The organism is Variovorax sp. EBFNA2 (assembly GCF_033802765.1).
GTDB lineage: Bacteria > Pseudomonadota > Gammaproteobacteria > Burkholderiales > Burkholderiaceae_C > Variovorax > Variovorax paradoxus_H.
Genome location: NZ_CP138496.1, coordinates 1,229,992 through 1,250,111, shown reverse-complemented (window position 1 = coordinate 1,250,111; position 20,120 = coordinate 1,229,992). Strand labels below are relative to the sequence as shown.

General features: G+C 60.8%; 23 protein-coding genes. 2 read left to right on the top strand and 21 right to left on the bottom strand.

Annotated elements, in window-relative coordinates; genetic code table 11:
- Positions 1-28: 28 nt before the first annotated feature.
- The 9 genes from RZE79_RS05625 to RZE79_RS05585 all read right to left on the bottom strand — a co-directional run bounded on the left by RZE79_RS05625 (position 29) and on the right by RZE79_RS05585 (position 9,236).
- Positions 29-1,111: a glycosyltransferase gene (locus RZE79_RS05625; RefSeq protein WP_319359360.1), complete on the bottom strand. Its 1,083-nt coding sequence runs from the start codon at positions 1,109-1,111 to the stop codon at positions 29-31.
- A 10-nt stretch (positions 1,112-1,121) separates the two neighbouring features.
- On the bottom strand, positions 1,122-2,258 hold the full coding sequence (locus RZE79_RS05620; RefSeq protein ID WP_319359359.1) for an O-antigen ligase family protein: 1,137 nt from the start codon (positions 2,256-2,258) through the stop codon (positions 1,122-1,124).
- Positions 2,259-2,273: 15 nt separating this feature from the next.
- Positions 2,274-2,807 carry a DapH/DapD/GlmU-related protein gene (locus RZE79_RS05615; RefSeq protein ID WP_319359358.1) on the bottom strand — a complete coding sequence of 178 codons (534 nt, stop codon included), beginning with the start codon at positions 2,805-2,807 and terminating at the stop codon, positions 2,274-2,276.
- A complete protein-coding gene (locus RZE79_RS05610) occupies positions 2,804-4,018 on the bottom strand; it encodes a hypothetical protein (protein WP_319359357.1) in 1,215 nt (404 codons plus the stop codon). Before RZE79_RS05610 ends, RZE79_RS05615 begins: the two co-directional genes overlap by 4 nt.
- 37 nt (positions 4,019-4,055) lie before the next feature.
- Positions 4,056-5,144 carry a DegT/DnrJ/EryC1/StrS family aminotransferase gene (locus RZE79_RS05605; RefSeq protein ID WP_319359356.1) on the bottom strand — a complete coding sequence of 363 codons (1,089 nt, stop codon included), beginning with the start codon at positions 5,142-5,144 and terminating at the stop codon, positions 4,056-4,058.
- Positions 5,141-5,731: an acyltransferase gene (locus RZE79_RS05600; RefSeq protein ID WP_319359355.1), complete on the bottom strand. Its 591-nt coding sequence runs from the start codon at positions 5,729-5,731 to the stop codon at positions 5,141-5,143. Before RZE79_RS05600 ends, RZE79_RS05605 begins: the two co-directional genes overlap by 4 nt.
- A 17-nt stretch (positions 5,732-5,748) precedes the next feature.
- Positions 5,749-6,696, bottom strand: coding sequence for a Gfo/Idh/MocA family oxidoreductase (locus RZE79_RS05595; RefSeq protein ID WP_319359354.1), 948 nt, complete (start codon positions 6,694-6,696; stop codon positions 5,749-5,751).
- Positions 6,697-6,720: 24 nt separating this feature from the next.
- Positions 6,721-8,022, bottom strand: coding sequence for a Vi polysaccharide biosynthesis UDP-N-acetylglucosamine C-6 dehydrogenase TviB (tviB, locus tag RZE79_RS05590; protein WP_319359353.1), 1,302 nt, complete (start codon positions 8,020-8,022; stop codon positions 6,721-6,723).
- Positions 8,023-8,162: 140 nt separating this feature from the next.
- Positions 8,163-9,236 carry a polysaccharide biosynthesis/export family protein gene (locus RZE79_RS05585; RefSeq protein ID WP_319361104.1) on the bottom strand — a complete coding sequence of 358 codons (1,074 nt, stop codon included), beginning with the start codon at positions 9,234-9,236 and terminating at the stop codon, positions 8,163-8,165.
- Between the two features lie 758 nt (positions 9,237-9,994).
- Here RZE79_RS05585 and mscL point away from each other — a divergent pair.
- Positions 9,995-10,429 (top strand): large conductance mechanosensitive channel protein MscL, encoded by a 435-nt coding sequence (gene mscL, locus RZE79_RS05580; protein ID WP_319359352.1) that lies wholly within the window; start codon positions 9,995-9,997, stop codon positions 10,427-10,429.
- Positions 10,430-10,447: 18 nt separating this feature from the next.
- Here the strand turns inward: mscL and pdxA are convergent, their stop codons facing one another.
- Genes pdxA through RZE79_RS05565 form a run of 3 tightly spaced genes read right to left on the bottom strand, consistent with a single transcriptional unit; the run spans position 10,448 to position 13,616 of the window.
- Positions 10,448-11,488 (bottom strand): 4-hydroxythreonine-4-phosphate dehydrogenase PdxA, encoded by a 1,041-nt coding sequence (gene pdxA, locus RZE79_RS05575; RefSeq protein WP_319359351.1) that lies wholly within the window; start codon positions 11,486-11,488, stop codon positions 10,448-10,450.
- The gene (locus RZE79_RS05570) at positions 11,485-12,258 is read right to left on the bottom strand and encodes a Nif3-like dinuclear metal center hexameric protein (protein WP_319359350.1); all 774 of its coding nucleotides are present in this window, start codon (positions 12,256-12,258) and stop codon (positions 11,485-11,487) included. The genes pdxA and RZE79_RS05570 overlap by 4 nt, the downstream gene beginning before the upstream one ends.
- The gene (locus RZE79_RS05565) at positions 12,255-13,616 is read right to left on the bottom strand and encodes an MFS transporter (RefSeq protein WP_319359349.1); all 1,362 of its coding nucleotides are present in this window, start codon (positions 13,614-13,616) and stop codon (positions 12,255-12,257) included. Before RZE79_RS05565 ends, RZE79_RS05570 begins: the two co-directional genes overlap by 4 nt.
- Before the next feature lie 292 nt (positions 13,617-13,908).
- Between RZE79_RS05565 and RZE79_RS05560 the strand changes: the two genes are divergently transcribed.
- Positions 13,909-15,069 (top strand): trypsin-like peptidase domain-containing protein, encoded by a 1,161-nt coding sequence (locus RZE79_RS05560; protein WP_319359348.1) that lies wholly within the window; start codon positions 13,909-13,911, stop codon positions 15,067-15,069.
- A 116-nt stretch (positions 15,070-15,185) separates the two neighbouring features.
- Here RZE79_RS05560 and tatC read toward each other — a convergent pair whose 3' ends face one another.
- The 9 genes from tatC to RZE79_RS05515 all read right to left on the bottom strand — a co-directional run bounded on the left by tatC (position 15,186) and on the right by RZE79_RS05515 (position 20,100).
- A complete protein-coding gene (gene tatC / locus RZE79_RS05555; RefSeq protein WP_319359347.1) occupies positions 15,186-16,001 on the bottom strand; it encodes a twin-arginine translocase subunit TatC in 816 nt (271 codons plus the stop codon).
- Positions 16,002-16,074: 73 nt separating this feature from the next.
- Positions 16,075-16,536: a Sec-independent protein translocase protein TatB gene (tatB, locus tag RZE79_RS05550; protein ID WP_319359346.1), complete on the bottom strand. Its 462-nt coding sequence runs from the start codon at positions 16,534-16,536 to the stop codon at positions 16,075-16,077.
- Between the two features lie 19 nt (positions 16,537-16,555).
- Positions 16,556-16,807, bottom strand: coding sequence for a Sec-independent protein translocase subunit TatA (tatA, locus tag RZE79_RS05545; RefSeq protein WP_319359345.1), 252 nt, complete (start codon positions 16,805-16,807; stop codon positions 16,556-16,558).
- Between the two features lie 65 nt (positions 16,808-16,872).
- The gene (locus tag RZE79_RS05540) at positions 16,873-17,232 is read right to left on the bottom strand and encodes a histidine triad nucleotide-binding protein (RefSeq protein ID WP_056572723.1); all 360 of its coding nucleotides are present in this window, start codon (positions 17,230-17,232) and stop codon (positions 16,873-16,875) included.
- Entirely contained in the window at positions 17,222-17,611 is a 390-nt protein-coding gene (locus RZE79_RS05535) for a hypothetical protein (RefSeq protein ID WP_319359344.1), read from the bottom strand. The genes RZE79_RS05540 and RZE79_RS05535 overlap by 11 nt, the downstream gene beginning before the upstream one ends.
- A gap of 25 nt (positions 17,612-17,636) precedes the next feature.
- On the bottom strand, positions 17,637-18,029 hold the full coding sequence (locus RZE79_RS05530; protein ID WP_307584234.1) for a phosphoribosyl-ATP diphosphatase: 393 nt from the start codon (positions 18,027-18,029) through the stop codon (positions 17,637-17,639).
- Positions 18,026-18,424, bottom strand: a complete 399-nt coding sequence (hisI, locus tag RZE79_RS05525; RefSeq protein ID WP_319361102.1) for a phosphoribosyl-AMP cyclohydrolase — start codon at positions 18,422-18,424, stop codon at positions 18,026-18,028. Before hisI ends, RZE79_RS05530 begins: the two co-directional genes overlap by 4 nt.
- Before the next feature lie 37 nt (positions 18,425-18,461).
- Positions 18,462-19,244 (bottom strand): imidazole glycerol phosphate synthase subunit HisF, encoded by a 783-nt coding sequence (gene hisF / locus RZE79_RS05520; RefSeq protein WP_319359343.1) that lies wholly within the window; start codon positions 19,242-19,244, stop codon positions 18,462-18,464.
- Positions 19,245-19,266: 22 nt separating this feature from the next.
- A complete protein-coding gene (locus tag RZE79_RS05515; protein WP_319359342.1) occupies positions 19,267-20,100 on the bottom strand; it encodes a D-hexose-6-phosphate mutarotase in 834 nt (277 codons plus the stop codon).
- Positions 20,101-20,120 lie beyond the last annotated feature (20 nt).

The following is a 20,120-nucleotide window of genomic DNA, read 5'->3' as shown; positions in this document are numbered from 1 at the left end:
AATTTAGCCAGCAAGGAAAACCAAAAAATTATCTTGCTTTTTTCTCAATTTCGATCGTCTGAGCGTAGGCGTCCAGCATGATGTCAACTGATTTTTCCCAACTATAGGAAGCAAGAACATGCTCCCGCCCTGCTTGCCCCATTTTTAGCCGAAGGGCATCATCATTTATGAGTTTGAGGATCGCCTCAGCCGCCGCAACTGGGTCATCTTTTTCAACAATCAAGCCTGTGACGTTGTTAATCGTGACCTCCGCGGGCCCTTCAGCGTCCGATACAACTACAGCCTTCCCACACGCACTTGCTTCCAAAATGGCAACACCGAAACTCTCACTTCGGCTAAGTGCGACGTAAATGTCAAGTTCCCGCAGTTTTTTTTCAACTTGATCATGATCCACGGAACCGTTAAATTTCACAAATTCCTGAATTCCCAGATCTTCGACTTGGTCTTGAAGAGCGGTAAGGTCTGGCCCGGCACCGGTTATTTCCAATCGAACAGGAATTCGCCCTTTCAGCTCCTTCAAAACAATGTCAAAACAACTTATTAAAGTGTCTATCCCATATTTCTTGGTAAGCGATTTGACGGTCCCAATTACAATTTCAAAGTTCTTTGAGGAATTGGGCAATTCTGGAGCGAACTTCTCCACATCAATTCCAAACGGCGTAACAAAAACAGCTTCATGCTCAAAGGTCTCGGCGGCTTTCTGTTTCATACAAAAGCTCGTAGAACCAATAGCCGTAGATGATTTCAGATTTCCGCGCAACAACGCCTTGTGCAATTTGGATTTACTTGGGAATTCGTATACATCACTTCCCCAAACCGATAACAGCAGGGGCTTGTAATTTGAGAGTCGGGCCAAAAGTCCATAGCTGGTTGCGTAATGCGCATTCAATATATCAGGCTTCAATTTTCGAAGTAAGTACCGAAGCCTAAATACATTCCAAAAAATGCCGAATGCGCCAATCTTCAATTCGTGAAACGCAATACTCTTGTCCAGCGTGGGCGAAACCCTTCCCTTACCAATCAGGTGAAGTTGATGGCCCCTCTGTGCTAGAGCATTCACCCATCGAACGATATGAATGCTCGATGCACTTCCTAAAATCACGATTTTCATCGGGGTAAAATTATTTTTTTTGGAGGAGCTGTGCATCAGAAGAGTTCAAGAGAGTCAACAAGAAAATAAAAAGCCCAGATCCAAAATGATTTTGTATCATGACAACTTCGAACATTTCCAATGTGATCCCACCTACAAGAATTGCGGCGCTCACTCCTCGATCAGGTCGCTGACGCATAGCCTTCAGTAACAAAAAAAATGCCGACAAGTAGAACAGCAATCCAATTGCACCAAATTGATAAAAGACTTGCATAAATCCGTTATGAGCTGACAGACCCTCATTAGCGGCTTCCTGGATATTTGCCGGACTGCTTCCCAATCCAAAACCCACGTAATCGTTCGACACAACCTCGAAGAATATATTTTTCCAGATCACGTCTCTACTAGAAAAAGTTGTTTTCTCTCCGGTTGTTGGCAAGATCTCTCGGAAAGACTCGAACACGTCTAGGTTGATCCCGACTAGGATCACCAAAGGAATGGAAATCAGTGCCATTGAGAGAAATGTCTTCACTCCTCTGGCCTTAATATATCTATTTATTGAAAACCAAAGCACTGCTGCGCCAGCTGCGAGCAAAGAGGCTCGACTTCCCGAAAAGATGATCAATAGCAAGGGAAATGCAACGGCGGCTCCGGCTCGAAAAACTCCGCCTCGCCCCGCGCTGCTATACAAGGTCAGAATCAATGCACCCCAGCAAAAGCCGAAGATTCCATACAAATTCGCATTAGCTCCAAGCACAAAAAATCCACCGATCAAATCGACTAACGCAAATATCGAAAGGAACATGCACCCAAGTCGCGTTAGCCGGGCGTATTTTTTTGTGTATGGCAAAACCGGAACGACACGAACAGCAATCACGACCAAGCCAATTTGAACCACTTGATTAATGGCTTGAAGTTGAAGCGTTGTAGTACTAAAAATCCCTACGACCAACAGCGCAATAAGCGAGTACTGTATTCCCTTAGTTGGACTAGCTCTCAATGGGCGCAAGAAGGCAATAAAAAGGGCGAGTCCAGTTAGCGACAACGCCAAAATTCCCAGCCATCGAATCCATATCTCGCCTGATAGAAATGGTAGGAGCGGTAGTAATACTAGAAGAAAATCGCCTAAGCGAGTACCCGAGGATCGCGATTTGACCGGTGTAGTCATCGAAACTTTTTTAATCTAATCCAACGAACGTATTTTGCGCGCGGGTACTCCGCCCCAAAGTTCTTTAGAGGGTACGTCACATATGACTATCGCTCCAGCAGCAACAACAGCTTTGTTTCCAATTTCCACCCCTTGCAAAATGACACTCTTCGCGCCAATCCAAACACCATCCCCGATTACAGATGGTTCAGCTTTCTTTTGTGTTGTATCTGGAGACTCCCCGGCAGCTAATGCCTCAAAAGGGGAGGTTGTCCAGTTATCTAGGCGATGCTCACTGGGTCCTATGATGACATCCGGACCAATTGAACAATACCGACCGATGCGAGCGCATTGAATTAACCCAGAACTTAGGTATGTCCCGCTCCCTATCTCAACATTTCTTCCAATCAATGCGCTGCCGATGGCCTTGACTCCACAAATTCTCGCATGCGGACTTACTTTACTCGACCAGTCAATGCGAACACCTTTTAAGGAGGCACGCATCCAACCCATCCGATAGTAAGCCCATACCGAAAGTGCTCGAAGCAAATTAAATAAAACAAATTTCATTTAGCATCTTTAGCAAATCGAAAAACTCTCCATTCCGAGATCAACGCCGCTATCATTTCGGCACCAAGCCAACACACGGCGGCAGCAAAAGCCCCAAAGTTCTCTTTCAAGATTCGGCGGAAAATCTCAAGAAAAACAAAAAACACAACGATTCGCATCACTGCCATCAAAGAATTGAATCTGAAGTCGCCGATAGCCGAAAGGCGAAGATTATTTATCCTTAATATAAAGGATGGAATCGAAACAAATATCGCAACCTTTAACACTGCGCTCGCGGCCGCAAACTCTTTACCTAGAAGCCCATCGATGAAATGAGGAATAAAAAAAATCAACCCTCCCGCAAAAATCAAAAGTCCTCCTGCGGCGGATAAGATCAACTTTCGTCCGGTTCGAAGCGCATTTGCCTTATCCCCCTTGCTCCACCGATTCAGCAGAACGGGGGAAATCGCCTGCAATGGAAAAACCAACGCATTCATCAAAGTTAAGGAAATTGAAAAATAACTAACTTCGGAAATCCCAGAATATTCGCTTAACCATTTCAGACATATAAAAGTCTGCAGAACTGTTGCGAGCGCCTGGATAAAAACGTCTGCGCCATTAGAAATTAAGTCAAAAATGCGCCGCGCGCCTCCCGAAAAAATCCGGATTTTCGCCCAAGGAAATATCCAAGACCCAACGAGTAAAACGAAAATCCCACTGAGGCCGTAAAGATGCGGCATCTTGTATGCTAAATCTACGCCAATCATCAATCCGGCAAACACCGAAAGCACAAGACCTATTGTCGGCAGAATCGTAATCAGGTGAAATCTCAGACCATCATTGATGGTCAGCAGAATGCCCCGCCAGATATTTATTAGCACCCAGCTCGCTGCGCCAAACGCAAGAAAAGCAGCTGCCAACGGCGTCGGCGTCAGAGCATCACTTATAAAGAATGACGAAATTGCAAAAAATGGCAAGAGAATTGCAGAATACCTTACTGCGATTTCATACAGCCACTTTCGAGAAGCTTCGTTTCTGTTAATCGCAATGACGCAACTCTGGGGAAATCCGAAGCAACCCACAACGACAAGAACATCGAACCAAGACTTAGCGGCAGCAAAAGCCCCTTGGCTACTGGGCCCCCAAATTCTGGCTATTCCGATGTTTAACGCCAATAGAAGAAGGGGCGCCAGTGATTGAAGGGCAACTGCTTGGATTAAGCGGACTTTCAAGAACCACCTATACCGAACGTTTTGCCCCGTAGGAATTTCATTGGGGTTGGCCCAATAGTGACGAAATCAACTTCTGATCCGCCTCCTTAAGATAAGGATGCATGGGCAAGCTCAGAACTCCTGTTGCCACGGCGTCTCCCACAGGCAACTTAGTCTGCTCATTTGCCACCGCAGGCTGATGATTTAGAGGAATTGGATAATGAACAACTGTTGGCACTCCCCCTTGTTTCATTCTCGCCTGCAACGCCTCTCGACCGCTTACACGAACGGTGTATTGAGCCCATGCACTTTGGTTATGTGACTCGACGTATGGAATGGCTGCAATGCCGCCCTCTCCCAGTAGGCGATCGTATTCTGCAGCTACGCGCTGCCGGCTAGCGATTTCGTCGTCGAAGATTTTTAGCTTCGTTAGCAGTACCGCAGCCTGCAACGTATCCAATCTACTATTCACTCCCACGCGAATGTGGTGATAGCGCCGATCCTGTCCATGCCGAGCAATCTGCCGCATCACTTTTGCCAATTCGTCATCGTTGGTGAAGATCGCCCCACCGTCCCCATAGCACCCCAGCGGCTTGCTCGGAAAAAAGCTCGCGCACGCAATGGTGCTGAGATTGCAGCTCTTACGCCCCTTGTAGGTAGCGCCAAAACTCTGCGCTGCATCTTCAATCACCGGAATTCTGTGTTTTTCAGCAATCGCATTGATCGCGTCGAAGTCCGCACACTGCCCATACAGGCTCACTGGAACAATGGCCTTGGTCCGCGGCGTGATCGCAGCCTCCAGCAGCGCTGGGTCCAAGTTGTAGGTGCGCGGGTCGATGTCCACGTATACCGGCTTGGCTCCCAGCAGCGCCACAGTCTCGGCGGTGGCGATGTACGTAAAGCCCGGCGTAATGACCTCATCGCCCGGCCCAATACCAAGTGCCATTTGCGCGATCTGCAAAGCATCCGTGCCGTTGGCCACGGTGATGCAGTGCCTGGCGCCGGTATAGGCCGCCAGCTTCTCTTCCAGCTCGGCCACTTCAGGCCCGAGGATGTATTGACCATGCGCCAGCACACGCTGAATCGCGGCGTCGATCTGGTCCTTGATGCGGGCTTGCTGGGTCTTGAGGTCGATGAATTCGATCATGGCGTCTTGGCATCCAACTTGGTCACGGCATTGCCGTCGAGTACGTAGCGCGCACCGGTGTGTGCGCAAATGGCTTCTGCTGTGCCTTTCAGCGGCAACGCGAGTTGCTCCCCGAATTCGCTCATCCAGCCGATCTGCCTGGCGGGCACGCCGACCATGAGCGCATAGGCCGGCACGTTCTTGTTGATCACGGCACCCGCGCCGACAAAGGCGTATTCGCCCACGGTGTTGCCGCAGACGATGGTGCAGTTGGCACCCAGCGTCGCGCCACGCTTCACGAGGGTTCGACGGTATTCGTCCTTGCGCGTGACCGCCGAGCGCGGGTTGTAGACATTGGTGAAGACCATGCTCGGCCCGCAGAACACGTCGTCTTCCAGGGTCACCGCGTCATAGACGCTGACGTTGTTCTGGATCTTGACGTTGTGGCCGATGGTCACGTCGTTGCCGACGTAGACGTTCTGCCCTAGCGAGCAGCCCTCGCCGATGGACGCCTGTGCGCTGACGTGCACCCAGTGCCAGATGCGGGTGCCGTCGCCGATGCGGGCGCCCTCGTCGACGATCGCGGTGGGGTGGGCTTTGTATGCCATGCCGAGTTCGCGGTCCGTCAGGCGAGATGTCGAACGAACGGATGCACTTCGCCCTGCTCGCCTCGGACGGGCGTCGCGCTGCGAATCACGTTCACGGTCTCGATGCAGTGGCGCGCATCCTCGAGGCCATAGCCGCGGCCGGCCAGGATTTCCTTGTAGCTCACCGTGTGCAGGTCGGTGAAGCCTTCCGAAAACTCAAGCTTCTCGCCGCTAATGTCGATGTTACGGAAGGTCGTCTTCTTGCCCTTCACGTCGGCCGGCAGATCGTCGGCGTCGATGGACAGGAACCAACGCACGCGCGCGCGTTCGTATTCGAGATAGCCCGCCGCCTTGGCCGTACCGCTGTAATGCACCACGTTGCGCTGCAGCTTTCCGAAGATGAAATGCAGCATGTCGTAGAAGTGCACGCCGATGTTGGTCGCCACACCGAACGACTTGCGGTTGTCGCCCTTCCAGCTTTCCATGTACCACTTGCCGCGCGAGGTGATGTAGGTCAGCTCGACGTCGAACTTGGTGTCCGCTGGCGCCGAGGCTACTTTGTCGCGCAGCTTCAGGATGGCTTCGTGATGGCGCAGCTGCAGGATGTTAAAGACGCGCTTGCCGGTTTCCTTTTCAACGCGTTGCAGTTCGTCGACAAGTTCCGGCGTGGGCACCAGGGGCTTCTCGCAGATCACGTCGCAACCCAGGCGCAGGCCAGCGGCAATGTGCGGATGGTGCAAGTAGTTGGGGCTGCAGATCGCCACGTAGTCCAGCGCGGTCGCGGGATTGCGCTTGAGCTGTTGCGCGTGCTCGTAGAACCGTTCGAACTCGGTGAAGAACTCGCTCTGCGGCGAGATGCTGTCGATGATGCCGACCGAATCGTTGATGTCGTAGGCCACCGCGAGATGGTTGTCCGTGTCCTTGATGGCACGCATGTGGCGTGGAGCGATGTAACCGGCAGCGCCGATGAGGGCAAAGTTTTTCATGTCGAGAAAGAAACGGGAATTGGCTTACAGACGGAACACGGAGAAGCCGCTGTCGCGGGCATCCTGTGCGTTGAACAGGCTCTTGACGTCGACCAGCACGGGCTGCTCGCCTCGGCACAAGGCACGCAGCTCGGACATCGTCGCGCCGCGGTACTCGTTGTGGCCCACGGCGACGACAAGCGCATCGACCCGGTGGTCCGCATCGACCTGGCCGAGTTGAAGGCCGTACTCGCGGGCCACCTCTTCGGGGTCCGCCCACGGGTCCACAATTTCTACGGAGGCACCCCATGCCTCGAACTCGCGCACCATGTCCACAATCTTGCTATTGCGGATGTCAGGGCAGTTCTCCTTGAAGGTGATGCCCAGCACGCCGACGCGGCAGCGCGGCACGTCCATGCCGTTCTTCAGCATCAACTTGATGGTGTTGCGGGCCACGTAGCGCGCCATGTTGTCGTTGATGCGTCGGCCGGCCAATATCACCTGCGGGTGGTAGCCGACCTGCTCCGCCTTGTGCGTGAGGTAGTACGGGTCCACACCGATGCAATGCCCACCCACAAGGCCTGGACGGAAGGGCAGGAAGTTCCATTTGCTGCCCGCCGCCTCGAGCACGTCGAGGGTGTCAATGCCCAGGCGCTCGAAAATGACGGACAGCTCATTGACCAGTGCGATGTTCAGGTCGCGCTGCGTGTTCTCGATCACTTTGGCGGCCTCGGCCACCTTGATGCTGGCGGCCTTGTGTGTGCCGGCAGTGATGATCTCGTTGTAGAGCGCATCCACCACATCGGCCACCTCGGGCGTGCTGCCACTCGTGATCTTCTTGATCTTGGTGAGCGTGTTGACCTTGTCGCCAGGGTTGATCCGCTCCGGGCTGTAGCCGCAGAAGAAATCGACATTGAATTTCTTGCCGCTGAATTTCTCCAGCACGGGCACGCACACTTCTTCTGTCGCGCCGGGATAGACGGTGGACTCGAAAATAACGATCGCCCCCTTCGGCATGACCTTGCCGACGGTTTCGCTGGCCTTGACCAGCGGCGTCAGATCGGGACGGTTCGCATCGTCGATCGGCGTAGGCACGGTCACGACAAAGACAGCGCATTCGCGCAAGTCATCGGCATGCGAGGTGAATGCCAGCTGCGTTGCCGCCTTCAACTCTTCGCTGGTGGTTTCGAGCGTGTGATCGTGTCCACCCTGCAGCTCTGCGATGCGTTTTGCGTTGATGTCGAAGCCGACCACCCGACGCTTCTTGCCAAATTCCACGGCGAGGGGAAGGCCCACGTAGCCGAGGCCGATGATCGCGATAGGTTGAGTTGATTGAATGACTTGCATGTTGAAAGCACTGGAGACGAAAAATTGGCGACAGACTCAGTCAAGAGCCATGCCGCCACACCGCATTCGCGGCTGCTGACTTCAAAAGTAGGCAGACCCGTAACACGAACCTAGAGAACTCGGTCTGGGTCCAGACTTGGCTAGCGATGCCTGACGTAAACCTCGCTGGCGTTGTTGACCACCTGTGCAGACGGAAGGATCAAGCTGACCACGCGGTTCCACTTGACCAGCGGCACCGGGTCGACATACACGACGTCATGCGACTGCAACCGGAACTGGCTTGCCAGCGCCAACGTCGCCGGATTTTTCGCGTTCAGATGGAAGATGGCCGGTGCGCCGGTCGCGCCTTGGCGAATCACGTAGATCTGGCCGGCGTTGGAGGTGGTCGTCATCGGACCACCCGCCTCGCCCAAGGCCTCACTCAAGCTCAAACGGCCGTTGCTGCGCATGGACAGGGCAACAGGCGCCATGATCTCGCCCATGACGAAGACCTTGGAGTCTTCCCGGTGTGCCACGCGAACGGTGTCACCGTTCTTCAGGGGGATGTTGTTCCCGTCGTAGCCTGCCTCGCGCAGGCGCGTCATGTTGATCGGGACCGACCGGCCATCGCGAATGAGAGTGACGGCCGACTGATTGGCATTGGCCGTCATGCCGCCTGCACGGTTGATGGCCTCGTTCAGCGTCATGGGCACGTCGGTGAAGATCTGCGAACCCGGGGTGCGAACTTCGCCTTCTACATAGGCGCGACGGCTTCGGAAGGACTGGATTCTCACCGTCACCTGCGGATCGCGAACGTGTGGCCGCAGCAGTTTGCCGATCAGGTCGGAAGCATCGCCTTCACTCAAGCCAGCCACGCGCACGCGGCCGATATAAGGAAAGGCAATCTCACCGTCAGCATCGACGATGAAGCCTGGCGCAACCTGCACCCCGGTCGGGTCGGCGGATTGCGAGATCACGGCACCAGCATTGGGAAGAAGCTCTGGGTGGTCATACACGATCACGCCCACAACGTCGCCCGACCCGATGGTGTAGCGCGCGCCCTTGCCAAACAGCGCCTGCACATCAGGTGGCACGCCCTTGGGCGACACCTCCGCCAACGTACGCACCAGCGCCAGCGAGATCGGGGTGATTTCACCTTCGGGCGCTTCGTCGGGAAGGTAGCGGAACTGGGACGGCAACTCGCCGCCTGCTTCGTAAGGCTCCACCGAACCCATGCCGGGCACCACGGCACAGCCCTGGAGCAATACCGCGCCGGCAAGCGCTACCCACGCAAGGGCTTTCGCATCTCTTCTCAATTCAGGTCCCTTGAAAGTCAGTCAGTCAGTCGTATCAACAACAACGAAGCGGCGAAAGAACAATTCCCGGAGGCATGCGAGGCTCGCACATCCGTTCTGTTGTATCGCGCTTCTTTTTCAAACACTTGTGATCACCACCACTACGCGGCACCATTTATGTAAAAATTTGAACAGCTATAGTCGCGCTGAAACTCGCACATTCAGGCAACAAAAGTGCAGAATTCATCGCGGAGTCACGCAAGAACCTGGCGCATCCGAGGCGAATGCGCTTGGACAGACAGAAGTCTTGAAGGTCGATTTCGCGCTGTCGCTCCCCACTGCTCCCCTCTCATCGTACCAGCGCGGTGCGCTGTCAATGGGGCTGTGCCTGCGTTCCAGGATGCTTCCGAACGGACTGTCCGGCGCCCTCCAGCCTTCTTTCCGAGCGTAAAACGCGAAGCTTGCGTCTGGTTCTACCCATCCCTCGAAATTGGAAACAAGACGTTCCAAAGCGGAGCCGGCGACCGTCAGCTACGGAGACTGGGTACCACCCCGCACGCTTCAAACCAGAACCACCCGCAGGTCATCCTTCAGTTGCCGTCCAGCATCACCTGCGGCGCCACCCGCCTTGGCGCCCTGCTTCCGCAGGCATACTGGCACCCCTTTCAACAGCAGGTCTTCAGCACCCTTTCTGAATCATGAGCATCCTCAGCGAATTCAAGGAGTTTGCCGTCAAGGGCAACGTCATCGACCTCGCCGTCGGCGTGATCATCGGGGCGGCGTTCGGCAAGATCGTCGACTCGCTCGTGGCCGACATCATCATGCCGCTCGTGGGCCTGGTGTTCGGGAAGCTCGACTTCTCGAACCTCTACGTGACCTTGGGCACGGTGCCGCCGGGCGTGACGAACACGCTGGCGGAGCTGAAGAAAGCCGGCGTGCCTGTGCTGGCGTACGGCAACTTCATCACGATCGCTGTCAATTTCGTGATCCTCGCCTTCATCATCTTCATCATGGTCAAGCAGATCAACAAGCTGCGCAAAACCGAAGAAGCCGCGCCCGCAGCACCGGCCGCCACGCCTGAAGACATCATGCTGCTGCGCGAAATCCGCGACAGCCTGAAGCAGCGCCCCTGAGCCTTTCTGGCCGCGCGCTCAGGCGCCGGCCAGCGTTCGCGCCATGCGCAGCGCCTCGACGAGGCTCGACGCATCGGCCACGCCCTGGCCCGCGATGTCGAACGCGGTGCCGTGATCGGGGCTGGTGCGCACCAGCGGCAGCCCGAGCGTCACGTTCACGCCCTTCTCCACGCCGAGGTACTTGACCGGGATCAGGCCCTGGTCGTGGTACATCGCGATCACCACATCGAACTCGCCGCTGGACGGCACGCCGGCCTTGGCGCGCGCGCGCATGAAGACGGTGTCGGGCGCGTGCGGGCCGTGGGCGTCGATGCCCTCCGCGCGCGCAGCCTCGATGGCTGGCGCGATGACGGTGCGCTCTTCCGAACCGAACAGGCCGCCCTCGCCCGCATGCGGGTTGAGCCCAGCGACGCCGATGCGCGGCGGCCGGCCCAGCGCATGGGTCAGCGCGCGATGCGTGATGCGCAGCGTGTCGAGCACGCCGTCGAAGCGCACGGCCTCGATGGCGTCGCGCAGCGACATGTGGATGCTCACGAGCACGGTGCGCAGCTCGTCGTTGGCCAGCATCATGCGCACGGGCACGTCAGCCACGGTGCGGCCCAGGTGGGCGGCGGCCTCGGCCTGCAGCAGCTCGGTGTGGCCGGGATACGGAAAGCCGGCCGCCGCCAGCGCTTCCTTGTGCAGCGGCGCGGTGACGAGGGCCGATATCTCGCCGCGCAACGCGGCGCGCGCGGCCCACACGACGCAGTCGCCGGCCGCGCGACCGGCTTCGGCGCTGATGCGCCCTTGTTCGATGCCCTGTGGCGGCGCAATCACCTGCAGCACAGGGATACAACCCGGCGGCACGGTGGCCGCTTCGGCGACGCTGGAAATCTCCACGACAGGCCACGCCAGCCGCCCCGGCGCCGCGAGCGCCTGCGAGGCTTTTCGCAGCGTCCCGACATCGCCGGCCACGAACGCACCGCGCACAGCGTCGGGCGCGTCACGGAAGGCCTTGGCAATGATCTCGGGGCCGATGCCGGCCGGGTCGCCGAGCGTGATCGCGGTCGGCGCCTTCATGCGGGGTTGTCGATGTCGATGAATTCGTGCTTCAGCCCGAGCTGCGCCGCCACATGGGCGGCTACGGCCTGCGCGCCGTAGCGCTCGGTGGCGTGGTGGCCGCAGGCCAGGAAGGCCACGCCCAGCTCGCGGGCGTAGTGCGCCTGCGGCTCGGAAATCTCGCCGGTGATGAAGGCGTCGGCGCCGGCCGCAATGGCGGCCTCGAAGTAGCCTTGGGCGCCGCCCGTGCACCACGCGATGTTCTTGATCGGGCGGTGGGCCGTGTCGACCAGCGTGACGGGCCGTTTCAGCACCTTCTCGACATGGGTCGCCAGGGCCTTTGCGCTGGCGAAGTTCTCACCGTTCTCGCGCGCGCCCAGGAAGCCCAGTTCCTGCTCGCCGAAGCGGCCAGCCGATCCCGGATGCGCCACGAGCCCCAGCTGCAGGCCGAGCTGCGCGTTGTTGCCCAGCTCGGGGTGCGCGTCGAGCGGCAGGTGGTAGGCGAAGAGGTTGACGTCGTCGCCCAGCAGCAGGCCCAGGCGCTGCTTCATCCAGCCGGTGACGCAGCCGTCCTGGCCGCGCCAGAACAGGCCGTGGTGAACGAAGATGGCATCGGCCTCGGCGTGGATCGCGGCCTCGATCAGCGCGCGGCTGGCAGTCACGCCCGAGACGATCTTGCGGACCACGGCGCGCCCCTCGACCTGCAGGCCATTGGGTCCATAGTCCTTGAAGCGCCCGGGGGCCAGCAGCAGGTCGAATGCGAGAAGCAGTTCGTGGCGTGTGGTGCTCATCGCGACATTGTCGCGCTCCCTGCGGCCGGCGCACCATCGCGCACCGGGTGGCCGCGCGCGGCCAGGGGCCACAGGGCCAGCAGAAAGCCCAGCGCCGCCAGCGCGGCGACGTAATGCGCCGGCGCCATCGGATCGTGCTGCAGCCAGAGCGTGAGGATCACCGGCGTCAGCCCGCCGAAGACGGCATAGGACATGTTGTAGGCAAACGAAAGCCCCGTGAACCGCACCGGCGCCGGAAACGCCCGCACGCCCGCGATCGGCACGGTGGCGATGGTGCCCACGAACAGGCCGACCAGCCCGTAGTGCCAGAACAGCGTGGCCGGCGTGCCGGGCAGCCCCGTATAGAACAGGTAGGCGGTGCCAAAGAGGCCACCCCAGCCGACCAGCATGACGGCGCGCGTGCCGATGCGGTCGCTGGCCCAGCCGACGATCACGCAGCCGATGGTCAGGGTCAGCGTGGCGAGCGCGTTGGCTTCGAGCGCCAGCGCGGCCGGAATGTGGTGCACCTTCTGCAGGTAGGTGGGCGTGTACAGCACCACCACCACGATGGCCGCCGACAGCACCCAGGTCTGCAGTCCCACGTACACGCTGGCGAGGCGATGCTCGCGCAGCACGGTACGCAGCGGCAGCTCGCGGGCGACGGTCTTGCGGCCGGCCAGCTCCTTGAAGACCGGCGTCTCGTGCAGAAAGCGCCGCAGGTAGACCGAGAACAGCCCGAACACGCCGCCCAGGATGAAGGGAATGCGCCAGGCGAAGTCGTGCACCTGCTCGGGCCCGTAGTAGCGGTTGATGGCCACAGCGACCAGCGAGCCCAGCAGGATGCCGCCGGTGATACCCGAGGTCAGCGTGCCGATGCCGAAGCCGTAACGCTTGGCCGGCACGTGTTCGCCGACGAACACCCAGGCGCCAGGCATTTCGCCGCCGATGGCCGCGCCCTGCAGCACGCGCATCGCCAGCAGCAGCAGGGGCGCCGCGACGCCGATGCTCGCGTAGGTGGGCAGGAGGCCGATCACCAGTGTGGGCGCCGCCATCAGGAAGATCGACAGCGTGAACATGCGCTTGCGCCCCAGCAGGTCGCCGAAGTGCGCAATGACGATGCCGCCCACGGGCCGTGCGAGATAGCCCGCGGCGAAGATGCCGAAGGTCTGCAGCTGGCGCAGCCAGTCAGGCATGTCGGCGGGGAAGAACAGCGCGCCCAGCACGGTCGCGAAGAAGACGTAGATGACGAAGTCGTAGAACTCGAGCGTGCCGCCCAGTGCGGACAGGGCCAGGGTCTTGTAGTCGCGCGCATCGAGCGTGCGCGCCGGAGCAGGCGTGGCGGCGTTCGCGCCGTCCGTGTAGGTAGCTTCTGAGGTCATGGCAGGAAGGGCATCGTGGCCGCTCGCCTGCCTTGGAACCGGATAGGGGCAGAGCGTGGCGCGCCGACGAAAGAATCGCCTGGCCGCGTCCGCCGGGTGGGCAGCGCGGGAGGCCTGAAAGGGTGATCCGGGTCGGATCGACTGCCGATACTAAGGGTTACCACTTATTCACGTCCCCGGTGTTGCCCAATCTCGACCCTGCCGCGCGGTCTATGGCGCCGGCGGGTTGAGGGACAATTGCAACCGGCGCCGTCTTTCGGCGCTTTTCCAACGCTCCTTCCATCAAGCTTTCATGAAACGCACCTGGCTGCTCTTTGCCCAAGCCGTGACCGTCCTGCTGGCGGCCTATTTCGTCGTCGCGACGCTCAAGCCTGAATGGATCAACAAGCGCTCGACCTCGCTGGGTGGCGTGGTGTCGATCGTCGAGGCGCCCAGCGGCGCGCCGGCCACACCCGCGCCGGGCAGCCTGAGCGCGGCGGCCAAGAAGGCCTCGCCGGCGGTCGTGAGCATCAACACCAGCAAGGCCGCGCAGCGCCACCCGCGCAGCAACGACCCGTGGTTCCGCTTCTTCTTCGGCGACCAGGCCGACCAGCCCCAGGTGGGCCTGGGCAGCGGCGTGATCGTGAGCACCGACGGCTACATCCTCACCAATAACCACGTGGTCGAGGGCGCCGACGAAATCGAAGTGACGCTGAACGACAGCCGCCATGCGCGCGGCAAGGTGATCGGCACCGACCCCGACACCGACCTGGCCGTGCTGAAGATCGAGCTCGACAAGCTGCCCGTGATCGTGCTGGGCAACTCCGACGAACTGCTGGTGGGCGACCAGGTGCTGGCCATCGGCAACCCCTTCGGCGTCGGCCAGACCGTGACGAGCGGGATCGTCTCGGCGCTGGGCCGCAACCAGCTGGGCATCAACCAGTTCGAGAACTTCATCCAGACCGACGCGGCCATCAACCCCGGCAACTCGGGCGGCGCACTGATCGACGTCGACGGCAACCTGCAGGGCATCAACACCGCCATCTACTCCCGCTCGGGCGGCAGCATGGGCATCGGCTTCGCCATTCCGGTGTCGATGGCCAAGATCGTGCTCGAGGGCATCGTGAAGGAAGGCCAGGTGCGCCGCGGCTGGATCGGCGTCGAGCCGAGCGACCTGTCGCCCGAACTGGCCGAGACCTTCGGCGTGAAGGCCGACGCGGGCGTGATCATCACCGGCGTCCTGCAGAACGGCCCCGCCGCCAAGGCCGGCATCCGCCCGGGCGACGTGATCACCTCGGTGGGCGAAAAGAAGACCGACAACGTGCAGGCCCTGCTGACCGCCGTGGCGGGACTCAAGCCGGGCGACACCTCTCGCTTCGCGCTGCAGCGCGGCACCGACAAGATGGAACTGGACGTGACGCCGGGGCTGCGACCGAAGAGCCCGATCCGGCAGCAGTTGCCCAACAACGAATAGCGAGAAACGCGGAAAGCGGCTCCGGCCGCAGACCCCACACCAAAACAAAAGCGGCCCTCAGGCCGCTTTTGTTTTGGTGGCACGCCGCTGCGAAAGCGAGGCCGATCGATTCGGGATCAGGAACTGCCGGAAGACTCCGACCCCGCACCCTCTTCTTCACCCTCGCGCGCCTTGCCCTTCCCTGCGAAATAGCGCGCTCCGATGATGCCCACCTCGTACAGCAGGCACATCGGCACCGCGAGCGCGAGCTGCGAGACCACGTCGGGCGGCGTGAGCACCGCGGCCACCACGAAGGCGATCACGATGAAGTAGCCGCGGAACGAGCGCAGCTTTTCGATGGTGACCATCTCGAAGCGCACCAGCAGCATCACCACGATCGGCACCTGGAAGGCCACGCCGAAGGCGATGTACAGCGACAGGATGGCCTCGACGTACGACGAGATGTCGGGCGTGGCCGCCACCGCGTCGGGCGTGAACTTCTGGATGAAGCCGAACATCTTGTCCAGCACGAACAGCTGCACGAAGGCGATGCCGCCGTAGGCCAGCATGCTGCCGAAGAAGATCAGCGGCAGCGCAAAGCGCTTCTCGTGGCTGTACAGGCCCGGCGCAACGAACATCCAGGCCTGGTACATGAGCCAGGGCAATGCCAGCAGCACGGCCGCCATCATCAGCACCTTGAGCGGCACGAAGAAGGGCGAGAACACGCCGATGGCGATCAGCTTGGCGTCCGGCGGCATGTGCGCGCGGATCGGCATGGCGATGATGTCCATGAGCCCGCTCGGGCCGGGCCAGATCGCCAGCAGAATGCCCGCGACCACGAGGCCGTAGACGCAGTACAGCAGCCGGTCCCGTAGCTCGACCAGGTGCTGCACGAACGGCTGCTCGGTGCCCGCCAGCTCGTCTTCTTTGTTCTTGTTGTCGGAATCGGCCATGGGGAGAGGAGAAAGCGTGGGAGACACAGGCGCACGGGGCGCCCGGGAACGCCGCGGGGCGTGCGTGTGGGCGTCAGTTGATCTTGTGCGGGCGGAAGCGGGCGACCCGCGCCGCGCCCGACAGCGCCTTGGTCCGCACGCCGTTGCGCGCCTTGTACCAATTCGGCGTGGCGCCCTGTTTCAAGCGCCAGTTCTTGCGGGGGTGCCTGTATTCGGGCACCGCCTGTTCGGGCTCGGCCAGTGCCGACAAGGTGTCGCCGGACACGCCGGCAAACTGCTTCTCGAACTCGCTGGCGCCGGTGTGGATGCTGTGCTCCACGTCGCGCGCCGCGTCCTCGACCGTGGTCTTCATCTTGCGGAGCTCGTCGAGCTCCATCGAACGGTTGACTTCGGCCTTGACGTCGTTCACGTAGCGCTGTGCCTTGCCGAGCAGGGCGCCCACCGTGCGTGCAACGCGCGGCAGCTTTTCCGGCCCGATCACGATCAATGCCACGACGCCGATGAGCGCCAGCTTCTCAATGCCGAGGTCGATCACGGATGTGTGCCTGCGGTGCTCAGGACTTCTGGCGCGCTTCGACGTCGATCGTCGACTTGTCGCTGTTGGCCGGCTGGCCGGTCACTTGCTGCGTGGGGGCCGGTGCAGCGGAGGCGTCGGTGGTGGAAGCCGAGCCGTCTTTCATGCCGTCCTTGAAGCCCTTGACGGCGCCACCGAGATCCGAACCCATGTTCCGCAGCTTCTTGGTGCCGAAGATCATGACCACGACGAGCAGCACGATCAGCCAGTGCCAGATGGAAAAAGAACCCATGGAGAACTCCTAAGAATGTGTCCGATTTTAGTCGGGGGGAATGTGACAGTTTGGCTTAACCCTGATCAGCCGCGAAGCCAGGGGCGAGGGCCGCCCATGACGTGCACATGGAGATGGTGAACCTCCTGCCCGCCTTCGGCGCCGGTGTTCACGACGACGCGGTAGCCGCCCTCCGGATAGGGCCTGCAGCCCTGCTCCAGCGCCAACTGGGGAGCCAGCGTCATGATCTTGCCCATGAGCGCCGAATCCTCGGGCGTGAGCTGCGCCATCGAGGCGATGTGTTTCTTCGGCACCAGCATGAAATGCACCGGCGCCCAGGGCGAGATGTCGTGAAAGCCGAACAGGTCGTCGTCTTCGTAGACCTTGCGCGAGGGGATCTTGCCTTCGATGATTTTGCAGAAGACGCAGTTCGGATCAGATGACATCTTGGGGTTCCATGGGACGGCTGTCGTTCATGCGGATCATGCCTTTCACGATCCGGTAGAGGAACCACAGCGAAATCAGGCTCCAGGCGATCCAGCCCGGCACGAACAGCAGCAGCCAGAGCCACGAGGTGACGATGTACAGCAGGCCGGCCCACAGCACCGAGCGGATGCGCCAGCTGAAGTGCGAGGCCTGCCAGGTGCCGGCCGCGTCGTCGCGCTTCACGAAGTCGATCAGCAAGGCGATGAGCAGCAGCAGCACGGAGGCCTGCGCGCCCGGCACGACCGCGCCGATGGCCACGATCAGGTGCAGCACGTAGCTGACCCAGCCCCAGGTCTTGAGGGAGCTGTCGGGTTCCACGTTCACGATGTCATTGGCCATGGTCGATGCCCTTTCAATCGATCATTCAGTCGTTGGAAGCTTCGCGGGCCTGCACCTTGCGCAGGGCTTTTTCCTCGATGCCGCTGGTGCCCTCGCGGCGCTCGAGCTCCGCGACGACGTCGGCTGGCGAGAAACCGTAGTGGGCCAGCGCCACCATGGTGTGGAACCACAGGTCGGCCACTTCGTTCACTATTTTCGAGCGGTCGCCGCCGTGGTCGGCGTCCTTGGCCGCCATCACGACCTCGGTGGCTTCCTCGCCGATCTTCTTGAGGAAGGCGTCGGGGCCCTTGTGCAGCAGCCGGGCGACGTAGCTCTTCTCGGGGTCGCCGCCGTTCGCGGGCAGGCGGCTCTCGAGCACCGCGGCCAGGCGGGCGAGTGCGTCGGAGGTGTTGTGGGCGTCGTTCACTGTGGCGGTCATTTGTAGATCGACTCCGGGTCTTTCAAGACCGGTTCGACCACGGTCCACTGGCCCTTCTCGTACTTGCTGAAGAAGCAGCTGTGGCGGCCGGTGTGGCAGGCAATGCCGGGCTCGTGGCCAAGCTGCGTCACCTTGAGCAGCACCACGTCGTTGTCGCAGTCGAGGCGGATCTCGTGCACGGTCTGCACGTGGCCCGACTCCTCGCCCTTGAACCACAGCTTGTTGCGCGAGCGGCTGAAATACACCGCGCGGCCCAGCTCGGCGGTCTTTTCGAGCGCCTCGCGGTTCATCCACGCAAACATGAGCACGTCGTTCGTGCCTTGTTCCTGGGCGATCACGGGCACCAACCCGTTCGCGTCCCACTTCACTTCGTCAAGCCAATTCATGAGCCGGATTGTCGGTGATCAGTAAGTAGTGACTTACCACGAAGGTTTATTGAATTCGCACGGGAATCCCGCGCTCGGCCATGCGCGCCTTGGCCTCGCCCACGGTGTGCTCGCCGTAGTGGAAGATGCTCGCGGCCAGCACCGCGTCGGCGCCGCCCTTCTGGATGCCGTCGGCCAGGTCGTCGAGGTTGCCGACGCCACCCGAGGCGATCACCGGCACGTTGACCGCGTCGCTCACGGCGCGCGTCAGGGCAAGGTCGAAGCCGCTCTTGGTGCCGTCGCGGTCCATGCTCGTGAGCAGGATCTCGCCCGCGCCGCGGCGCGCCATCTCGGTCGCCCACTGCACGACGTCCAGGCCGGTGTTCTTTCGCCCGCCGTGGCTGTAGACGTCCCAGCCCGCGCCGCGCGTGGCGGCGTCTTCGGGGCTGCGGCGCTTGGCGTCGATGGCGACCACGATGCACTGCGAGCCGTACTTCTGGGCCGCATCGCTGATCACCTGCGGGTCGGCGATGGCGGCCGAGTTGAAGCTGGTCTTGTCGGCGCCCGCGTTGAGCAGCCGGCGCACGTCGGCCACGGTGCGCACGCCGCCGCCCACGGTCAGCGGAATGAACACCTGCGAGGCCACCGCTTCGATGATCGGCAGGATGAGGTCGCGGCCGTCGCTGGTGGCCGTGATGTCCAAAAAGGTCAGTTCGTCGGCGCCCTGCGCGTTGTAGCGCGCCGCGATCTCGACCGGGTCGCCGGCATCGCGCAGCTCAAGGAAGTTGACGCCCTTGACGACGCGGCCGCCGGTGACGTCGAGGCAGGGAATGATGCGTTTGGCAAGCATGGGAAGTTGAACCGGAAGGAAATCAGAGAACGCGGAGCTGTTGCCAGCCCTGCCATCGGGCGCCGGGGGCCAGCACCACGGGTTCGTCGATGCGGGCCGCTTCGACGCAGAGCATGTGGCGGAAGCCCTCTGCGGGCATGTCCGCGAGTGTCGCACCGAGCGCGGCGCCGGGGTTCCAGACCACGGTTTCGGTGCAGCTGGCGCTCTGGGTAATTTCGAGCGTGCCGCCGGGCTGCACCAGCCGCAGCGGCTGCGCCGGGGCGGTGTAGACGCTGTCGAACTCGGCATCGAACTGCAGCGCGGCGGCGGCTTCGGTCTGGCGCATATCGCGCACGGCGTCCCAGCGCGGCGCGCCCTGCAGGCCTTCGAGGCGCACGGCGGCGATGTCGTCCACGCGCAGGTAGGTGTGCAGCGCGGCCGAGAACGGCCAGGGCGCGTCGCCGGTGTTGGTCAGGGTGAGCGCGGTGCGCAACTGGCCGGCCGCGAGCGTGGCGTCGAGGCGCGCTTCGAAGGCATGCGGCCAGAGCCGGCGGGTGGCGTCGTTGTCGCGCAGCACGAGCCGCAGCGTGTCCGCCGCGCCCGATTCCTCGCGAATCCAAGGCAGATTGCGCATGAAGCCATGCTTGGGGAGCATGCCGCGCTGGTTGAACTGGGGGCAGCACAGGGGAATGCCGCCGCGGATGGCTGTTTGGCCGTCAAAAACGGCTTTCGGACTCAGATACAGTCGCTCCCCACCGCGGGCCGGGGCCCAGGAAAGCACCTGGGCGCCATGCAGCGCGACCGTCAGGGTGCTGCCATCGGCCGCCTCGGCGTGCAACGCCGGCTGGCCTCGAAACTCGATCGAGCGGATGTCCATGTGAGGAATTGTAGGCAGCC